A 16,246-nucleotide genomic window follows, 5' to 3' on the forward strand; every position below is an offset into this window, starting at 1 on the left:
CCCGAGCACCGCCATGGCCAGCGCCCCGAGCGTCAAGGAGCAGGTCGACGCCATCAATGCCGAGGCGGTCGAGAAGTTCCAGGCCAAGGAGTACGACGCGGCGGTCGAGCTGTTCCTGCAGGCCTACGAGCTGCAGCCCGAGCCCAACTACCTGTTCAACATCGGCCGCATCTACGAGGAGAGCGGCAACCTCGAGAAGGCGGTCGAGTACTACGAGCGCTTCGTCAAGGAACCCGGCGTACCTCTCGAGGCGCGTGAGCGCGGCCTCGAGCGCCTGCGGGTGCTGCGGGCCATCATCGAAGAGACCGCGGTCAAGAACGATCCCGACCCCGACGAGGAGCCCGACCTCGAGCCCGAGCCGGATCCGCAGCCACAGACCACGCCCGAAGCGCCGCCCGAGAAGCCCAAGCCGTCCAAGCTGCGGATCGCGGGCTACGTGATGCTCGGCACCGGCGTGGCGGTCCTGGGAGCCGCCGGTGGCCTGGCCGGGGTGGCGCTGGGGCGCTCCAACACCCTCGAGGGCCAGCACACCCTCGAGCAACGCAACGACACCATCGAGTCGGGCCGCACCATGGCGCTCACGGCCGACATCCTGTTCGGCGTGGGGGGAGCGGTCACCACCGCCGGCCTGGTGATGGTGCTGGTCTCGCTCAAGCGCAAGCCCAAGGCCGGGCCGACCGACGGCCCAACGGACGCGCGGCGTCCCCAGCTCACGCCCTGGGCCACACGCCAGGCCGCCGGAATGACGGCCACCCTCCGCTTCTAGTTCGAGGCATCGACCACGAGGATCCAATTCATGCGTTTCGCACCGAGGACGACCCTTGCGGCCCACACCCACGGCCGCTCCCTCGCGAACCAAACCGGACGGGGCTGGGGGCTCGCCCTCGGCCTGGCCGGGCTCGCGACGGCGGGCTGCTCGGTGGTGCTCGACTTTCCCCAGTGCGTCGACGACGTCGACTGCACCAACGCCGCCGGCACCGAGCTGGTGTGTCGTGACAGCCAGTGCGTGGAGCCGATCCCTCCCTCCACCGTCGCGTGCGTGTCCGACGGCGAGTGTCAGTCGGTGTTCGACGAGAGCGTGGTGTGCGGGGTGGGCAACGTCTGTGCCGCGCTCACGACCGAGCGCTGTGAGCTCCGCATCCGGCCCGAGGGCGTGGCGTCGCAGGACGTCGTCTACATCGGCTCGATTCTGCCGGTCACGGGGACCTACGAGATCTTCGGGGCCCCGCTCGAGAACGCGGTGCAGCTGGCGGTGGAGGACTTCAACAGCAGCGCCACGCTGCCGGGGGGCAAGCGTGTGGCGTGGGTGGCCTGCGACTCGCAGGGCAGTGCCGTCGAGGCGGCCGCGGCCGCGAGCGAGCTGGTCGCCGCGGGCGTGCAGGCCATCATCGGTCCGGGGCTCTCGTCCGAGACCGTCGACGTGGCCAACGTGACCGCATCGTCGGGCGTGCTGCTGATGAGCCCCACCGCGTCCGCGCGCGTGCTGGGCCAGCTCAACGACAACGGCCTGGTGTGGCGCACCGTCGGCAGCGATGCCATGCAGGCCGCGGGCATCGCCGATCGGATCGCCACGCTCGAGCCCGTGCCCACCCGGGTGGTGGCGCTGGTCAAGAACGACCTCTACGGCCAGACCCTGATCGAGGACCTCGCGCCGCGCCTGTCCGACGTGTTGCCGGGCAATGGCCTGGGCACGCTGCTCCATCGCGATCTCGACTCGTTCGCCAGCACCGACGAGCTGCTGTCCGAGTACGGGGCACGGGTTGCATCGGCGTTCGATGCCGACCCCCAGGTCATCGTGATCCTGGGCAGCGTCGAGGCGCGCGAGCTGGTGCTGTTCTACCTCGAGGCCTGGTCCAACGCCGATCCGCGCCCCGCGCTGCCCCGGTTCCTCGTCAGCAGCGAGGCGGTTCCCATGCTCGAGCCCATCGTCGAGGCCGTCAGCGACAACTTCAAGCTGACGCTGATGAACAACCTCGAGGGCATCACGCATGACGCCCAGGATCCCAGCGCCTACGATCCCTTCAAGGTCCGCTACGAGATCCGCTTCCCCAACCAGCAGGCCGGGCTCAACGCGGGGCTGGCCTACGACGCCACGATGTCGGTGCTGCTGGCCCAGAGCGCCCTTGCCTCGGGCGACGGCACGGGGGTGGAGATCGCCGGGGCCATCGCCCGGCTCGCCAACCCCTCGGGCACCCCGGTGTCGTTCGGGCAGGGACTGGGGTTCATCGCCACCGTGCAGGACGCGCTCGCGAACGGGGGCGACGTGCAGCTGACCGGCATCAGCGGCCTGCTCGAGTTCGATCCCGACTCCGGCAACCTCCGCCGCAACCTGACCGGGTGGGACGTGGTGCCGGTCTCGGGCACCACCAACCCGCGGCTGCGCGCGAACCGGCGCTACGTCCTCGATGCCGCTCCGGCGGTGACCGGGACCTGGGAAGACCTGTAGCGACCGGCCTCAGCGGAGCATCGAGGGATCGAGCTCCGCATCGGTGCTCTCGTGCAGCCAGCTCAGGAATCGGGCGGGATCGGCCGGAGTGGGGTCGCTCCAGATCCGCACGCCGCGGCGCCCGAACGCATCGGCCAGCACCCCGCGGCTCGACCACACCAGCGGGTCGTTGCGTCGCGAGAAGCGGCGCATCTGGCCCGATTCCACGTCGACCCACAGCGCATCGATGTCGCGGCTCTTCTCGAGGCGCGGGCGCAGCAGCAGGGCGCGGGCATCGGGCGACACCCGCAGGCGGTCGTAGCCCATGCCGATCGCGGGCAGCAGCCGAAAGTGATCGCCCGCCAGCCGCCACAGGATCGTGTTGTCGTCGTGCGTGTGCAGCAGCAGCGTGCGTCCCTCGGCGTCGACCAGCAGCTCGCGCAGCTCGGGCTCTTCGAACAGCAGGTGCACGTTGCCGCTGTCCTGGCCGATGTGCCACACCCGCAGGGTGGTCGAGACCACGCTGCCGCTCTCGTCGCGTAGATTGTCCGAGGTGGCCATGCGGACCCCGCCGCGCACGTAGGCGAACGCCAGCCGCCGGTCGGGCTGCTGGCCGTCGGGCCACTCGAGCGCCCGTCCTCGACCCTCGTCGAGATCCCACAGCCACGAGCCCGTGGGGTGGTCGCTGAGCAGGTGGCGCCCCGAGGGCGAGAAGCGCAAGGCAGACGGGGGCGAGTCGGTGACCGACAGTCGCCTCGGCTCGGCGCGCGACAGGGGGTAGAGCACCAGCTCGCAGCGATACCCGTTCTCGCACTCCGGGGCCGCGATCCGATCCCCATCGGGCGACCACGCGGTCACTCCGGTCATGCCGAAGCTGCGCAGGCGCACGACCGGTTGGTCGCGATCGGCCACCGACCACACGAGGAGGGCACCATCCTCGTCGAGCGCGACCAGCTCGTGCCCTCGCGGCGAGAACCCGAGGTCGAGGATGGTGCGGGTGTGCTGACCCAGAGTTCCGCGCGGCTCACCGCGCTCGGACCACAGCTGCACCAGGCCCTGGCGGGTGGCCGACGCCAGCAGGCTCCCGTTGCTCGAGAACGCCAGCGCGGTGATCGGACCGTTGGTGGTGGTGACCCGCGAGCCATCGGGCTCGATCTCGTCGGCGCTGCCTCGCAGGTGCCACAGCAGCACGCCCTCGTCTCCGGTGGCGGCGGCCGCCCACGCACCGTTGGCCGACAGCGCGATCGCGGTGACCAGCGCCGCGTGACCGCGCAGGGGCTGGGGATCGCCGTCGCCGTGGAGCATCAGCTCGCGCTCGCCGTTGCACACCAGCGTGCGATGGCCCGACGGCGTGCGGTCCAGCAGGCTCACCCCGTGGAGGTTGCGGACGGCGAGCGGCTGTCGCTTCTCCGCCGACCAGCGTCGCACCATGCCGTCCTCGGACGTGGACCACAGGTACTCTCCCTTGCCATCGAAGCGAATGCGGCGGATGCCCGTGCCCACCTCGAGGACCACGTGGGTGTCGCCTTCGAGATCCCACTGTCGCAAGGTTCCGTCGCGGCTGACGGAGGCGAGCTCGGCACCATCCGGGGAGAAGTCGAGCGAGCTGATCGGTCCCTTGTGGTTGCGGTACGCCCGCAGCCCGCTGCCGTCCCACGTCTGGATCCGCAGCAGGCCCGTGTTCGTGCCGAGCGCCACGCGCTCACCGTCGCTCGACACCGCCACCGACAGCGGGCTGCCGTCGTCGCTGGGCAGCCGCCGCATCGGGGTCGACTCGCGGCCCTGCTCGTCGAACTCCCAGTGATAGAGCGCGTCGTCGGTCCCCACCGCCACCAGGCGACGACCGTCCGGGGTCACCGCGAGGTCGCGCAGGGGCACGCCGGGATCGCTCGGGCGCAGCAGCTCCTGACGCAGCAGGTCCCAGCGTCCGACTCCGCGGCCCGCGATGAACAGCGAGTGTCCCTGCTCGGCGAAGACCATGCGCTCCACGCGGCCCAGGCCCGGATCGAGGCGGCGACGGATCACGCCGCGCTGCACCGCGTCGGCCGCAATGGTGCGCGCCGCGGGCAGCCAGCGGGCATCGTCGGGCGTGAGCTGCTTGAGCGCGGCCAGGGCCATGGTGGGGTCGTCGTCGATCACCTCGCGGGCATAGGCCAGCACCAGGTCGTCGCGCTTCTCGGACACCGAGCGCGACTGCATGCGTCGCAGCTCTTCCTCGGCGTTGAGCACCCGAGCGCGATCGAGCTGGACGCGCAGGCGCTCGCCCTCGGTTCGGGCCTCGCGCTCCTCTCGCTCCGACCACCACAGCCCCGCGACCAGTCCGACCGCCAGCACCGCCAGCAGCAGGTAGGCCAGGCGCTGCAGGGCCGCCCTGGGATCGCGCGCCAGCTCGTCGAGCAGCGGCTCCATCGCGGGGTATCGCTCGTCGGGGTGCACCTGCAGCCCGCGCTCGAGCACGCGAAAGATCCGCGGGGGGATGTCGGTGTAGCGAGGGGGCTGCTCGATGCGTCCCGCCAGCACGTTGCGCCGCAGCGCGGGCAACGTCTCGCCCCCGAACGGTCGAAATCCGTAGAGCGCCTCGTAGAGCGACACGCAGTAGGCGAACTGATCGCAGCGAGCATCGGCGCGCTGGCCCAGGTGCTGCTCGGGCGCCATATAGGCGGGGGTGCCCATGATCACCCCCGTGCGGGTCAGCGCGCCGTCGGCCGAGCCGTCGGCCGTGACCAGCGACGAGCCCGGGCCGGTGCCCTCGAGGTCGACCGGTCGCGAGCTGGACATCAGCGCCCCGGCCTCGAGCTCCTGGCGGGCGAGCCCGAAGTCCACGACCCGCACGGCACCATCTCGACGCACGAGCACGTTGGCGGCCTTGAAGTCGCGGTGGATGATGCCGGATGCGTGGGCGGCCGCCAGCCCGCGGCCGGCCGCCACATAGGCCTCGAGCACCTCCTTCCACGTGCGTCCCTCCTGGCGCTGCCACTGCGCGAGCGTGCTGCCGTCCACGAATTCCATGGCCACGAACACCTGGTCCTCCCAGGCGTCGACCTCGTAGACGTGGATGACCGAGGGATGCGAGAGCCGAGCCAGCGCCTGCGCCTCGCGGATCAGGCGGGCCTTGGCGTCACCGCCGGCCCCGGTGCCTCGTGGATGCAGGAGCTTGACCGCGACCTTGCGATCGAGCGCGTCGTCGTAGGCGGCATACACCATGCCCATGCCGCCCTCTCCGATCCGCTTGATCACCACGTAGCGACCGATGCGAACCGGCTCCTTCGGTGGTTCCCTCTGCTGCTCGCCGGGCAGGGTACCGTCGTCGGTGGGCGCAGTGACGGCGCCGCCGAACAGCTGCGCCTTCACATTGGCCCGCACGCGCTGCAACCATGCGCGGGACTCGGGCGAGTCTGGATCCCCCGGGCGCGCCCCGCTCATGTCGAGCTCCCATCAGGCAGGCCGGGCCTGCCGGCAAGACCCCGCGGCGCCGCCAGGCGACGCTCCCCAAGGGGTCGCCAAGAACTAGCGCGGTCGGTAGGTGATGCGGCCACGGGTGGGATCGTACGGCGACACGGCCACGGTGACCTTGTCTCCCAACACCACGCGGATCCGATAGCGCCGCATCTTGCCGGCCAACTTGGCGATGACGTCGTGTCCCGGGGCAACGTTGACCTTGAAGGTCCCGCCGGTGAGGACTTCGACGACCTTGCCCTCGAACTCAATTGCGTCGTCGCTGCTCATTCGGAAGCGCCTGATAGCACATCTGGGAGACCCGCGGGCAATGGGGCCGACCACCTGGCCCCGGACGAGGGGCGGACGAGGGGCGGCAGGGGCTCCAGCACGGCCTCTCGACCCCCACAGGATGCCCAAGGATCGGCGGTTCGCAAGCGCTCGCCGGCCGTGGCGGCCGAGCGCGGGAGATCTCCCGGTCCACGGGCGACCCCGCGTTTACCGCGCGAGCACGGAAACCCGACGCAACGGCCGGCAACGGCGGCCGGTCTGGCAACGGTGACCCGGCCGGACCCGCCAAGGGTGCGATGGGGCGCTGCGTCCCGAGTCAGGATCCGCATGCGGTCGGGTGTGGATCCCGATCGCAGCACCCCTGCGCCGTGTCGGCGCGGCACTCGACCTCGAGCTGGCGTGCGGCGGCGAGGTCGAGATCGTCTCGGCACACGCACAGCTTCTCGCAGCAGTGGTCGCCGAGGCTCTGGATCCGCGCGCAGGCAAAGCCCGTGTGGCAGGTGGTGTCCGGATCGCCGCCGTCGCAATCGGCGTCGCTCTCGCAGCTCTGCGAGCACATCGAGCGCTGGAGCACGTAGGCCTGGTCGAGCGCGCACGAGCCCTCCTCGCAGTGAAATTTCGACGGGGCCTCGGGTCCGTTGCAGTCGGCGTCGCTCGAGCAGGTCCCCGCGGGCTCGTCCACGTCCTCGGCGTAGACGCACAGCAGATCATCACAAGCGAGGGCCGGAAAGGTGATGGCCTGGCCCTGCGGGACGAACGCCGGCCCGTGGTTGCAGGGTCGGCCCACATCGGAGCTGGGACAAGCGGCGAGCCATAGCGGCAGCACGGCGAGCACGGCATTGCGAGGCATGACCTCGACCAACCCCGAGCCCACATCCGGTTTCCCAACCGCCACCACCCGAAGCCCCGCCACCCGAAGCCCCGCCACCCGAAGCCCCGCCACCCGAAGCCCCGCCACCCGCAGCCCCGCCTCCCGAAGCCCCGCCAGCCCGCAGACAGGAGGGCCCCGCCACCCCGCAAACAGGAGGGCTACGCCCGACCGCCGGGGAGGGGGCCCCGTGACGGCTTTGCCGGCACGGGGGCGGGGCTGCGAAGCCCCGCCAAAAAGACATAGTCCCTAGGCATCCGCGAGCTTGCGCTTGAGCTCTTCCAATTGAGCGTCGATCTCCGCCGCCTTGCTGGCGTCCTCGACCTCGTCGTCGCTGGGCGGGGCCTCGGACTTGGCGCCCGCGCTGGCGTCGACCCGGCCACCGATGGCCTTGCGCTCCTCCTCGGCCGCCTGCAGTGCCATCTTGCTCTTGAGCGCGGCGAGCTGGTCGTCGACCCCCGAGCTGGCCTCGAGCGCCTTGAACTGCTGCTCGAGCGAGGCTTCCGGCAAGGCCCCGCCGAGCTCGGCCGTGGCCTCGGCCTCGGCCTCGAGCTGCGTGACGCGATCGGACATGCGCTCGAAGGTGTCGAAGGCGGAGGTGGAGTTGATGTTGGAGAGCGTCTCGTTGATGGTCTTTTGGGCCTCGGCGCGCTTCTGACGGGAGACCAGGATGTTGCGCTTGCGCTTGGCCTCCTCGATCTTGGCATCGAGGCTCCGCAGCGCGAGCTTGAGCTGCTCGACCGACTGCTTTTGTGCCTCCCACTGCTGGCGCAGGGTCTCGGAGACCTCGTCGTGCTCGCCCTTGCGAGCCAGCGCCGCCTTGGCGAGGTTGTCGTCGCCGGCCTTGATGGCCAGCATCGCCTTGCGCTCCCACTCCGTCGCCTTGGCGGCCTCGGCCTGGTACTGCTTCTTGAGGCGCTTCTCGTCGGCGATCGCGACGGCGACCTGCTTCTTGGCCTCGACGAGCTGCGACTTCATGTCGACGAGGACCTGATTGAGCATCTTCTCAGGGTCCTCGGCCTTGTTGATGAGCTCGTTGATGTTCGAGCGAATCAGGGTGCCCAGCCGTGAAAACAGTCCCATGTCAAGTGCTCCCCTCGGCGTTGGAGTCGGCGTCGGCGCTCTTGGACTTGCCCCGCAGGCCCCACGGCGCGAGCTTGTCCCAGTGTCGGTCGAGGGCCATGCACATGTCGTCGATCATGGCTTGGAACTCGTTGAAGTCGAGGTTCTCGATCTGCTGGGCGCCCGACAGCACGACCTTATCACCCTGGAGGGAGTAGGAGGAGTGCAGCAGCTCGGCGTTGAGCTCGAGGAGGCAGCGAAACAGCTTCACGTCGTCGCGGAGCTGGTCGGTGATCTCGAGCACGGGGACCGAGAACAGCACGATCGGCACGTCGGCGCTGACGGCGATCTGTGCAGCGTGCGCGCTGTCGGGGTGTATGACCCAGGTGTTGTGACCGATCTGCTCGTAGGGCAGCCCGGTTTGGATCAAGTGGGAGTCGAGTTCGTCGACGCTGCTCATCCTGTTGGTTTCCCTGGGTCGTCGTCCCCGCGGTTCGATGCCCGCGGTCGATGGTGGAGGTCGGCGTGGCCAGTGGCCACGTTGATGGTCGAGCACCCCTGCCGGAGGCTCACGGGGGAAGGTTAGGCCAGGCCGAAGAAGCGCGGCAAGCGAGGGTGGTGCGCGGCAGGGAGGGGCGCAACCGGGACTCCTGGGGTCCTGGCCCGTCGTCGCGTGACCTGTCGCTCGCAGTGGCGCCGCTCGACCATGGGTTTCGGCGGCTGGGTCCTGCCATGGGGCCGCTGACCCATCGCGTCTGGGATCGGGGCTTTTCCGGGGTCGGGGGCCATGGTATCCCGCCCCGGAGCATGTCCGAAGCTGCGTCCATCGTGGGCCCTCTGCCCCGCCACGTCGGCATCATCATGGACGGGAACGGCCGCTGGGCGCGTTCGCACGGCCTGCCTCGCGAGGAGGGCCACGCCAAGGGGGCCGACTCGGTTCGCACCGTGGTGCGAGCTGCGCGCAAGCTCGGGATCCAGGCGCTCACGTTGTTCGCGTTCTCCAGCCAGAACTGGGATCGGCCGCCCGAGGAGGTCTTCCACCTCATGCAGCTGCTGCGGCGCTACCTCATCCAGGAGCGTTCGGAGATCCTCGACAACGGCATTCGGCTCATCACCGTCGGCGACACCGAGCGGCTGCCGGCCTATGTGCGCACGCCTCTGGTCGAGCTGATGACGGCGTCGGCCAACAACGACCACATGGTCCTGTGCCTCGCGCTCAGCTACGGCGGTCGCGAGATGATCGCCAAGGCGGCCGCGGCGATGTGCCGCGCCGCGGTGGCAGGCAAGCTCGATCCGGCCGACGTCGATCCCGACGTCTTCGGCTCGTACCTCGAGTCGTCCAACCTGCTGCCGCCGATGGACCTGCTCATCCGCACCAGCGGCGAGCACCGCATCTCCAACTTCTTCTTGTGGGAGATCGCCTACGCCGAGCTCTACTTCACCGAGAAGCTGTGGCCCGAGTTCGAGCGCGCCGATCTCGAAGACGCGCTGCACGACTTCGCCAAGCGGGAGCGACGCTTCGGCCTGACTTCCGACCAAGTGTCGACGCTCCCGTCCCGCACCCTGGCGCCGGACGAGGACGGGACCTCCGCGGCCTCCACCGGTGGGTGACGTCCTCAAGCGCGTTGGCACCGCGGCCGTGCTGGTGCCGATCGTCCTCGGGGTGATCTACTTCGACCCCACGCCGTGGGCGGCCACCATCGCATGCGTCATCGTGGGGTGCATCGGGCTCGACGAGTACCTGCGCATGGCGCTGCCGGTCGGCGACCAGGATCGAGGGGTCTTGCTGCGCGTGGTCACGGGGCTGCTCGGGGCCGCGATCGTGGCGTTGCCCGCGGTGTGGTCGCCCGGGCTGGTGTTGCCGCCGCTCTTGGCCGCGGCCGCCATCGTGGTGGGATTCGCCACCCTGGGACGCCCGTCCCAGCTCCCCGAGGCCGGGCGGCACTTCGGCGTGTGCCTGTCGGGGCTGCTCTACGTGCCGATGCTGATGTCGGTGCTGCCGCTGCTCAAGAAGGCCGGGCTGCCGCACTGGATCACCCTGTCGCTGGCCATCGCGTTCTTCTCGGACACGGTCGCGTACTTCTTTGGGCGGGCATTCGGCAAGCACAAGCTCTACGCGGCGGTGAGCCCCAAGAAGACGTGGCAGGGGGCCTTTGGCGGGGTGTTGGGCTCGCTCCTCGCCACCGTGGTGGTGGGCTCGATGTGGCTTCAGCCCACGCTGCCGTTGGTCCACGCGGTGGTGCTGGGGGTGCTCGCCAACGTGTGCGCGCAGGCGGGTGATCTGGTCGAGTCGATGATCAAGCGCACCTACGGGGTGAAGGACTCGAGCAACCTGCTGCCCGGGCACGGCGGCATGCTCGATCGCATCGACGCCATGGTCTTCGTGGCCCCGGTCGTCTACTACTACGTGACTCTCGTATTGTGATCGGCGTGCCGTGACGGGCGTGCCGTGACGGATCGGATAGGTCCACCCGTGGTCGGTGGGGCGAGCACGGCTCGCTCGGCACCGGTCACGGGAGGGGGAAGAGGTTCGTCATGGGGTGCTCAGCCCTCCGAGGATGGGGGGAGGGCCTTGAGCGTCTTCTTCTTTCCCATGTAGTAGGCGCCACCCACGACGCCGCCGATGAGGAGCGGGAGCCACAGGGCCGAGACGACGGCCACCGCCAGCGCGGTGGCTGCGCCCGATGCGGCACCCGAGGCCGCGGCCGCAACCACCGATTGGCCCGTGCTGGCCTTCTTCTTCTTGGCGTACAGATACGTGCCGCCCGCAACGACGGCTCCGACGAGAACGGCGAGCATGGACGTGGCTGAGTATAGGCCGTCGCTGCGGGTGGTGCCCGTTTCGTTTTCCCACCGGTGGCTCCGAGATGGGCGGTCCCTGCGCTCTGGGGCTTTACGTCGCCAAGACGGGGGGAGATACTGCCGCGCCAGTCGTAGTGCCCTGGGCGCGGGCTGGAGAGGCAACGCGTGCAGGGCGAGCGGAACAACGAGCGGGGCGCAGAGGTCGAGACGACCTTCGAGCATGGCGCAGACGGGGCGTCGGCCGGCGACGAGGGTGAGGACCGAGGCTCGTCCGACGACGGCTCGCCCGACGGACCGCGCCGCAAACGTCGACGACGGCGCCGCAAGAAGAAGGCGCCCGAAGGCGGGAGCGCCGAGCCGTCGAAGGCGAGCGACTCGGGTGAAGCCGCGCCCTCGCGCTCCGATGCCGCGTCGTCACCGGGGGAAGGGTTCTTTCGGCCCGAGCGCCCACGCAACGACGGCGGCGATGCGCGCGAGCGCAAGCGGGGCTCGGGTCCGCGGCGTGCGGCGCCGCCCGAGCCTCCAAGCAACCCGGCGTGGGCGACTCTGGCCACGGGCTTGCTCAGCCACATCGACGATCGACAGGTGCCCTGCAAGGTCGATGGCTGCGTGAACACATGGGCGTGGACGGCTCAGGAGCAGATGCAGGCGTTCGGCCAGCCGCCGCCGCGTCGCATGTGTGCCCAGCACATGGCGCGGCTGGGCGATCTGGACGATCGCGAGGTGCCGTGCGCGAACCCGGGGTGCGGGCGTACGTGGACCTGGCCCAGGAGCGCGCAGCTCGCTGCGGTGCAGCGCGGGGGATCGGCCGAGCCGCCTCGCAAGGTCTGCCCCGAGTGCGTCAAGGAGGAGCGAGAGCTGGTCGATCGCGAGGTGCCGTGTCGGGTGGACGGATGCGCGCGCACCTGGACGTGGGCCCGCGATGCGCAGCTCAAGCACCGCACCTGGGCGCGTCGCCACGCCGAGGAAGAAGAGGCCCGCGGTGGGCCTCCGCCGCCCGAGCCCGGGCGAGGAGGCAAGCGCCGTCGTCGTCGTCGCCAGCGAGTCGACGTCAACGAGCCCCCGGCGCGCATGTGCCTGCCGTGCCGGGACAAGGCGGCGAAGATCGTGGAGCACGAGGTGCCCTGCAAGGTGCACGGATGCACGCGCTCCACCACGCTGGATCGCGAGTCGCAGCTGCGGGCCTGGGCCAAGCTGGGCACGCTCGATCTCGACGCCGAGGGAACGCCCGCGCGGCGCATGTGCGAGACGTGTCGCGAGTTCTGCCGCGCGCATCCCGATCGCGAGGTGCCATGCGGTCGTCCTGGCTGCGACCAGAGCTGGACCTACAAGACCGGCGCCCAGCTCCAGGACTTCTTGGCGGGACGCCGTCAGGACCCCATTCGCCTGTGTGAGGACTGTGCCAAGGGCGGCGCGATCGGCTTGGTGGCGGGCGCTCCGGAGGGGACCGAGGTGCTGCCGTGCGTCGTGTCGCTGTGCGATGGCGTGTGGTTCTATCGCGAGGGCGTGACCGAGGTCGTGATGCGCACGTCCGAGGAGCTCCCGCTCGATCGGATGTGTGATCGTTGCCGGACCGAGCGCGGCGCGGAGCCGCGGCGCCAGCAGATCGCCTCGGAGGCTCGGGGCTCCGATGCGCCGGTCGAGGAGGCCGAGCCTCCACGAGGAGGAAGCGGGCTGATCGCCGAGATCGGGGCGGCCAACGAGGCGGTGCCGGCCAACGAGGCGGTGCCGGCCAACGAGGCGGTGCCGGCCAACGAGGCGGTGCCAGCCAACGAGACGCCCTCCAGCGAGGCCGAGCCCGCCGAGCGTCCTTCCGTCGACCCGTGAGTCGACCGAGGTCGCGGGCTCGTCGAGCATCCCAGCGCACGAGGCGCGAGCGCGCTGGCCCTGCCGATCCTGCGCGAGGTCTCGAAGCGATATGATCCGCTTCGGTGGCAGACGGGACGCTCTTTGGTGCGGTGGGCCACTGGCTCGGCCGTCGCGTGGAGCTGTCGCGGATCGTGGGGGAGGCGGTAGCCGAGGTCGCTCGCGCGATGAAGGCCGAGCGCGGAACCTTCTTCCTGGTGGAGCCGGGCACGGGGGACCTGGTGTCGGTGGCCGGGCACTTCCCCGAGGTGCCGCGGATCCGGCTCGCGGCGGGGCAGGGCATCGCCGGCCACGTGGTCGAGACGGGTCGGGCGCTGGTGCTGCGTCGGGTGGAGGACGACCCGCGGTTTTGCGCGGCGGTGGACGCCGAGTCGGGCTACCGCACCAGGAGCCTGCTGTGCGTGCCCGTGCACGACCGCGCGGGGCGGATCCTCGGGGCGCTCCAGATGCTCAACAAGCGCGGTGCGTTCACCAAGCGCGACACGGCTCGACTGACCGGGCTGGCCGCCCAGCTCGCGATGGTGCTCGAGGCGACCTCGCTGCTCGATCGCGTGGAATCGCCGCAGCCGGGGCCGCTGCGTTGCCGCTACGATGGTGTGGTCGGCGAGAGCGGGCCGATGCTCGAGCTCTACGAGCGCATCGCCCGGGCGGCGCCCACCGATGCCACCGTGCTCGTCACCGGCCCCACGGGTACCGGCAAGGGCCTGGTGGCGCGGGCGATCCATGACAATGGGCCGCGGATCCACCGGCCGTTCGTGACCGTGGACTGCGCGGCGATGCCCGTGACGCTGATCGAGAACGAGCTGTTCGGCCACGAGCGCGGCGCGTTCACGGGGGCAGACCGGCGCGGCATCGGCAAGCTCGAGGCGGCGCACGGGGGTACGGTGTTCTTCGACGAGATCGGCGAGCTGCCGCTGCCCGTGCAGGGCACGCTGCTGCGGGTGCTGCAGGAGCGTCGCTTCGAGCGGATCGGCGGGCACCAGCGGGTGGACGTGGACGTGCGGGTGATTGCGGCGACCAATCGCGATCTCGAGGTGATGGTCGAGCGCGGTGAGTTTCGCGAGGATCTCTACTATCGGCTGCGCGTCCTGCCGATCGAGGTGCCCTCGCTGCGGGTGCGCGGGGCCGAGGACCTCGAGATGCTCGCGCAGCACTTCGTGCGGCGGGCGGCGAAGCGGCATGGTCGTGCGGAGCTGCGGCTGCGGCAGTCGGCGCTCGAGCGCCTGCGGGCGCACTCGTGGCCGGGGAACGTGCGGGAGCTCGAGCACTGTCTCGAGGGAGCGGCCGTGCTGGCGCGGGGAGAGGCGATCGAGGCGCGGGATCTACCGCTGCCCGCTCGCTCGCCTCGGCGTGGGGTCAACGACGATGCCGCGCTGGGGCGGCTGACGTGGGCGCAGATGGAGCGGCGCTATGTGACCGCGGTGCTGGCCGAGCACCAGGGCAACCGCTCGGCCGCCGCGCGGGCGATGGGGGTGGCCCGCGCCACGCTGCTGCGGAAGATCAAGGAGCTGGGACTCGAGGACGTGGGGCGCTCGTGAGGGCGCTCGGGCGTCATCCCCTTGACGCATCCCTGATCTTGCGCCTGCAATAGTCCAAGTGCTGCGCGGCGTTCTCCGTGTATTCCCCCACGGGATTGCCGACCCGCCAGGAACTCAGCCCGTCGATGATGATGTCCTTGAATGCAGTCCATGCAGGTCTGTAGCTCCGGGACCTGTATCCCAAGTATGCCACGGCGTATTGTTGTGCCAAATTCTCGTGCTGGGTCGGTGAGGAAGGGTACTTTCCCTCACCGCTCTCGAAGCCCGTGAATCCATCCTTGGCCGTCAGCCAGAACGTCTGACTGACGCTTCCACCGCTGGGAGAAACCGACTCTGTGTAGTAGTTGGTCAGGTACCACTGCTCGGCTCGCCAGAAGATTGCGTCGTGGATGCTCGACTCGAGATGCGAGTAGTACTTGTTCGTCAGCTCCTTCAGCAGGGACTGCCACTTCTGTTGATCTTGCGGTCTCTGTCTCTCGGATTCGTCGATGAGCGCGCGCAAGACCAGCGCATGAACGAGGCATGCCATGGTCGCTGCCGATAGCGTGGCGAATTTCTCGTGGCTCTCGTCGGGGAGGAAGTCCTCTGCGTTCGAATTGATGTCGGTGTGGATGGCCACCATTTGCGTGTATCGAGTGTCCCCCCCGAAGCTGGCCGTTTGCTCGAGACTGCTCACCCAACCCGCAGAGAGGTTCTTGAACCGTCTGACTTGCTGCTCGAGGATTGCGCCCTCGACGTACGCACGCACCCAATCCTTGAGCGCATCCATCTTGGCGTCGATGTCGTCCCCCTTGGTGAAGAGCTTGATGATGCCCTCCAGGACCGGGCCGACGTATGGGACGGGGATCAAGCCAGTTGCAATACTGGCCCACTCGGAGATCTCTTGCGGAATAGCCATCGAGTGCAGTGTATGGAGTATGGTGTGTCATGTCAACGAGATGAAACGCATTGAAACTCGTATGTGATTCATCGATGGCAGCTGCGAGGATGTTCGTGGGCGGACCGGACGGATCATGACATGCGATGTGCTCGAGTTTCATGAGCGTACCGTGCCTTGGCCGGTGAGCGTCGATACTCCTACGATGAAGGAATCGGCTTCCGTCGGCATGACACGAGCCTCTGCGTATTGTAAGCCACGAGAGGCTGGCGATGGTTGCAGCCGGTTGCAGTCGGTTGCAGTCGGTTGCAGTCGGTTGCACTGCAACCGGCGGTCGAGCTGCCGTCGTCCTCCTCGGGGTGACGGGCGGCGGGTCACCTCGACGACGCAGTCGGGCGAATGCCATCCGATGCGCGCATCTGGTCCCGGATCCGTTCCACCCATGAGTCGAGCCCCTCTACCTGCCCCGCTCGCCCCGGCGCACCCACGTCCAGAGATCGTTCCAGCAACTCGCGACCCTTCTGCAGCCGGTCCCGGATCGTGCTCGCCGACACGTCCAGTACGTGCGAGATGTCCACGCTGCTCATCTGCTCCCAGTACCGCAACTCGATGATCACCTGGAGATCCAGGGGCAACCGGCGCAGGGCATCGAGGAGCCGCCCGTGCTCCTCGAGCTTGCGCAGGAGCGTGCTGGGGCCGGGACTCAGGTCGCGGATGGAGGTCGATGCGGGGTCGCCAGCGAACCGGTACTTGCGCCGCAGATGCCCACTGAGCACCTTGTAGGCGACCCCAAAGAGGTAAGAGCGAAAGCTCCGATCGTCGCGAATGCGATCACGCCCTTGCACGCAGGCCATGAATGTCTCTTGCACGAGATCATGGGGGGGCTCGGCGACCTTGTTGATGAAGAAGCGCGCGATCGGATCGTAGTAGCGCCTGAACAAGGCCTGCCCTGCCTCTGCGTTACCACCTCGCCACGCTCGTAACAGCGCAGGGTCGTCGCTCATCGTGGCGAGGATACATCATCCTCGACCGCAAAGCAGCGGCGGCCCGGCCGGAGCGATGCAGATCCCGTTGGTCTTGCA

14 protein-coding genes are annotated in these 16,246 nt (G+C 69.4%); 6 read left to right on the forward strand and 8 right to left on the reverse strand.

All coding sequences use genetic code 11. The features are described 5' to 3' along the window. Positions 1-13: 13 nt before the first annotated feature. Entirely contained in the window at positions 14-766 is a 753-nt protein-coding gene (locus OEB96_RS39005) for a tetratricopeptide repeat protein (protein ID WP_266221985.1), read from the forward strand. A gap of 30 nt (positions 767-796) precedes the next feature. Further along, positions 797-2,446: an ABC transporter substrate-binding protein gene (locus OEB96_RS39010; protein ID WP_266221986.1), complete on the forward strand. Its 1,650-nt coding sequence runs from the start codon at positions 797-799 to the stop codon at positions 2,444-2,446. Between the two features lie 9 nt (positions 2,447-2,455). On the opposite strand, the gene OEB96_RS39015 is transcribed toward OEB96_RS39010, so the two are convergent. From OEB96_RS39015 to OEB96_RS39035, 5 genes are all read right to left on the reverse strand, one after another. Next, entirely contained in the window at positions 2,456-5,848 is a 3,393-nt protein-coding gene (locus OEB96_RS39015; RefSeq protein ID WP_266221987.1) for a WD40 repeat domain-containing serine/threonine protein kinase, read from the reverse strand. An 84-nt stretch (positions 5,849-5,932) separates the two neighbouring features. Then, positions 5,933-6,151, reverse strand: coding sequence for a translation initiation factor IF-1 (gene infA, locus OEB96_RS39020; protein WP_266221988.1), 219 nt, complete (start codon positions 6,149-6,151; stop codon positions 5,933-5,935). A 316-nt stretch (positions 6,152-6,467) separates the two neighbouring features. Next, positions 6,468-7,001, reverse strand: a complete 534-nt coding sequence (locus OEB96_RS39025) for a hypothetical protein (protein ID WP_266221989.1) — start codon at positions 6,999-7,001, stop codon at positions 6,468-6,470. Positions 7,002-7,268: 267 nt separating this feature from the next. Then, positions 7,269-8,102 carry a PspA/IM30 family protein gene (locus OEB96_RS39030; RefSeq protein WP_266221990.1) on the reverse strand — a complete coding sequence of 278 codons (834 nt, stop codon included), beginning with the start codon at positions 8,100-8,102 and terminating at the stop codon, positions 7,269-7,271. A 1-nt stretch (position 8,103) separates the two neighbouring features. Then, positions 8,104-8,541 (reverse strand): type III secretion system chaperone family protein, encoded by a 438-nt coding sequence (locus OEB96_RS39035; protein ID WP_266221991.1) that lies wholly within the window; start codon positions 8,539-8,541, stop codon positions 8,104-8,106. A gap of 347 nt (positions 8,542-8,888) precedes the next feature. Here OEB96_RS39035 and uppS point away from each other — a divergent pair, with 347 nt between their 5' ends. Together uppS and OEB96_RS39045 are read left to right on the forward strand one after the other, a co-directional pair. Continuing rightward, a complete protein-coding gene (gene uppS / locus OEB96_RS39040; RefSeq protein ID WP_266221992.1) occupies positions 8,889-9,692 on the forward strand; it encodes a polyprenyl diphosphate synthase in 804 nt (267 codons plus the stop codon). Next, on the forward strand, positions 9,685-10,506 hold the full coding sequence (locus tag OEB96_RS39045) for a phosphatidate cytidylyltransferase (protein ID WP_266221993.1): 822 nt from the start codon (positions 9,685-9,687) through the stop codon (positions 10,504-10,506). The genes uppS and OEB96_RS39045 overlap by 8 nt, the downstream gene beginning before the upstream one ends. 119 nt (positions 10,507-10,625) lie before the next feature. Here the strand turns inward: OEB96_RS39045 and OEB96_RS39050 are convergent, their stop codons facing one another. Continuing rightward, on the reverse strand, positions 10,626-10,880 hold the full coding sequence (locus OEB96_RS39050) for a hypothetical protein (RefSeq protein WP_266221994.1): 255 nt from the start codon (positions 10,878-10,880) through the stop codon (positions 10,626-10,628). A 168-nt stretch (positions 10,881-11,048) separates the two neighbouring features. Here OEB96_RS39050 and OEB96_RS39055 point away from each other — a divergent pair, with 168 nt between their 5' ends. Then, positions 11,049-12,710, forward strand: a complete 1,662-nt coding sequence (locus OEB96_RS39055) for a hypothetical protein (RefSeq protein ID WP_266221995.1) — start codon at positions 11,049-11,051, stop codon at positions 12,708-12,710. 104 nt (positions 12,711-12,814) lie between these two features. After that, positions 12,815-14,287: a sigma-54-dependent Fis family transcriptional regulator gene (locus tag OEB96_RS39060; protein WP_266221996.1), complete on the forward strand. Its 1,473-nt coding sequence runs from the start codon at positions 12,815-12,817 to the stop codon at positions 14,285-14,287. Between the two features lie 13 nt (positions 14,288-14,300). On the opposite strand, the gene OEB96_RS39065 is transcribed toward OEB96_RS39060, so the two are convergent. Together OEB96_RS39065 and OEB96_RS39070 are read right to left on the reverse strand one after the other, a co-directional pair. Further along, positions 14,301-15,185, reverse strand: coding sequence for a hypothetical protein (locus tag OEB96_RS39065; protein WP_266221997.1), 885 nt, complete (start codon positions 15,183-15,185; stop codon positions 14,301-14,303). A 353-nt stretch (positions 15,186-15,538) separates the two neighbouring features. Then, positions 15,539-16,168, reverse strand: a complete 630-nt coding sequence (locus tag OEB96_RS39070; protein WP_266221998.1) for an RNA polymerase sigma factor — start codon at positions 16,166-16,168, stop codon at positions 15,539-15,541. Between the last annotated feature and the right edge of the window lie 78 nt (positions 16,169-16,246).

Origin of the sequence: Paraliomyxa miuraensis (assembly GCF_026337845.1) — a bacterium.
Lineage (GTDB): Bacteria > Myxococcota_A > Polyangia > Nannocystales > Nannocystaceae > Paraliomyxa > Paraliomyxa miuraensis.

Coding starts and splice junctions, on each gene's coding strand:
- OEB96_RS39005 (WP_266221985.1), top strand. CDS start 14: ATGGCCAGCGCCCCGAGCGTCAAGGAGCAGGTCGACGCCATCAATGCC.
- OEB96_RS39010 (WP_266221986.1), top strand. CDS start 797: ATGCGTTTCGCACCGAGGACGACCCTTGCGGCCCACACCCACGGCCGC.
- OEB96_RS39015 (WP_266221987.1), bottom strand. CDS start 5,848: ATGAGCGGGGCGCGCCCGGGGGATCCAGACTCGCCCGAGTCCCGCGCA.
- infA (WP_266221988.1), bottom strand. CDS start 6,151: ATGAGCAGCGACGACGCAATTGAGTTCGAGGGCAAGGTCGTCGAAGTC.
- OEB96_RS39025 (WP_266221989.1), bottom strand. CDS start 7,001: ATGCCTCGCAATGCCGTGCTCGCCGTGCTGCCGCTATGGCTCGCCGCT.
- OEB96_RS39030 (WP_266221990.1), bottom strand. CDS start 8,102: ATGGGACTGTTTTCACGGCTGGGCACCCTGATTCGCTCGAACATCAAC.
- OEB96_RS39035 (WP_266221991.1), bottom strand. CDS start 8,541: ATGAGCAGCGTCGACGAACTCGACTCCCACTTGATCCAAACCGGGCTG.
- uppS (WP_266221992.1), top strand. CDS start 8,889: ATGTCCGAAGCTGCGTCCATCGTGGGCCCTCTGCCCCGCCACGTCGGC.
- OEB96_RS39050 (WP_266221994.1), bottom strand. CDS start 10,880: ATGCTCGCCGTTCTCGTCGGAGCCGTCGTTGCGGGCGGCACGTATCTG.
- OEB96_RS39065 (WP_266221997.1), bottom strand. CDS start 15,185: ATGGCTATTCCGCAAGAGATCTCCGAGTGGGCCAGTATTGCAACTGGC.
- OEB96_RS39070 (WP_266221998.1), bottom strand. CDS start 16,168: ATGAGCGACGACCCTGCGCTGTTACGAGCGTGGCGAGGTGGTAACGCA.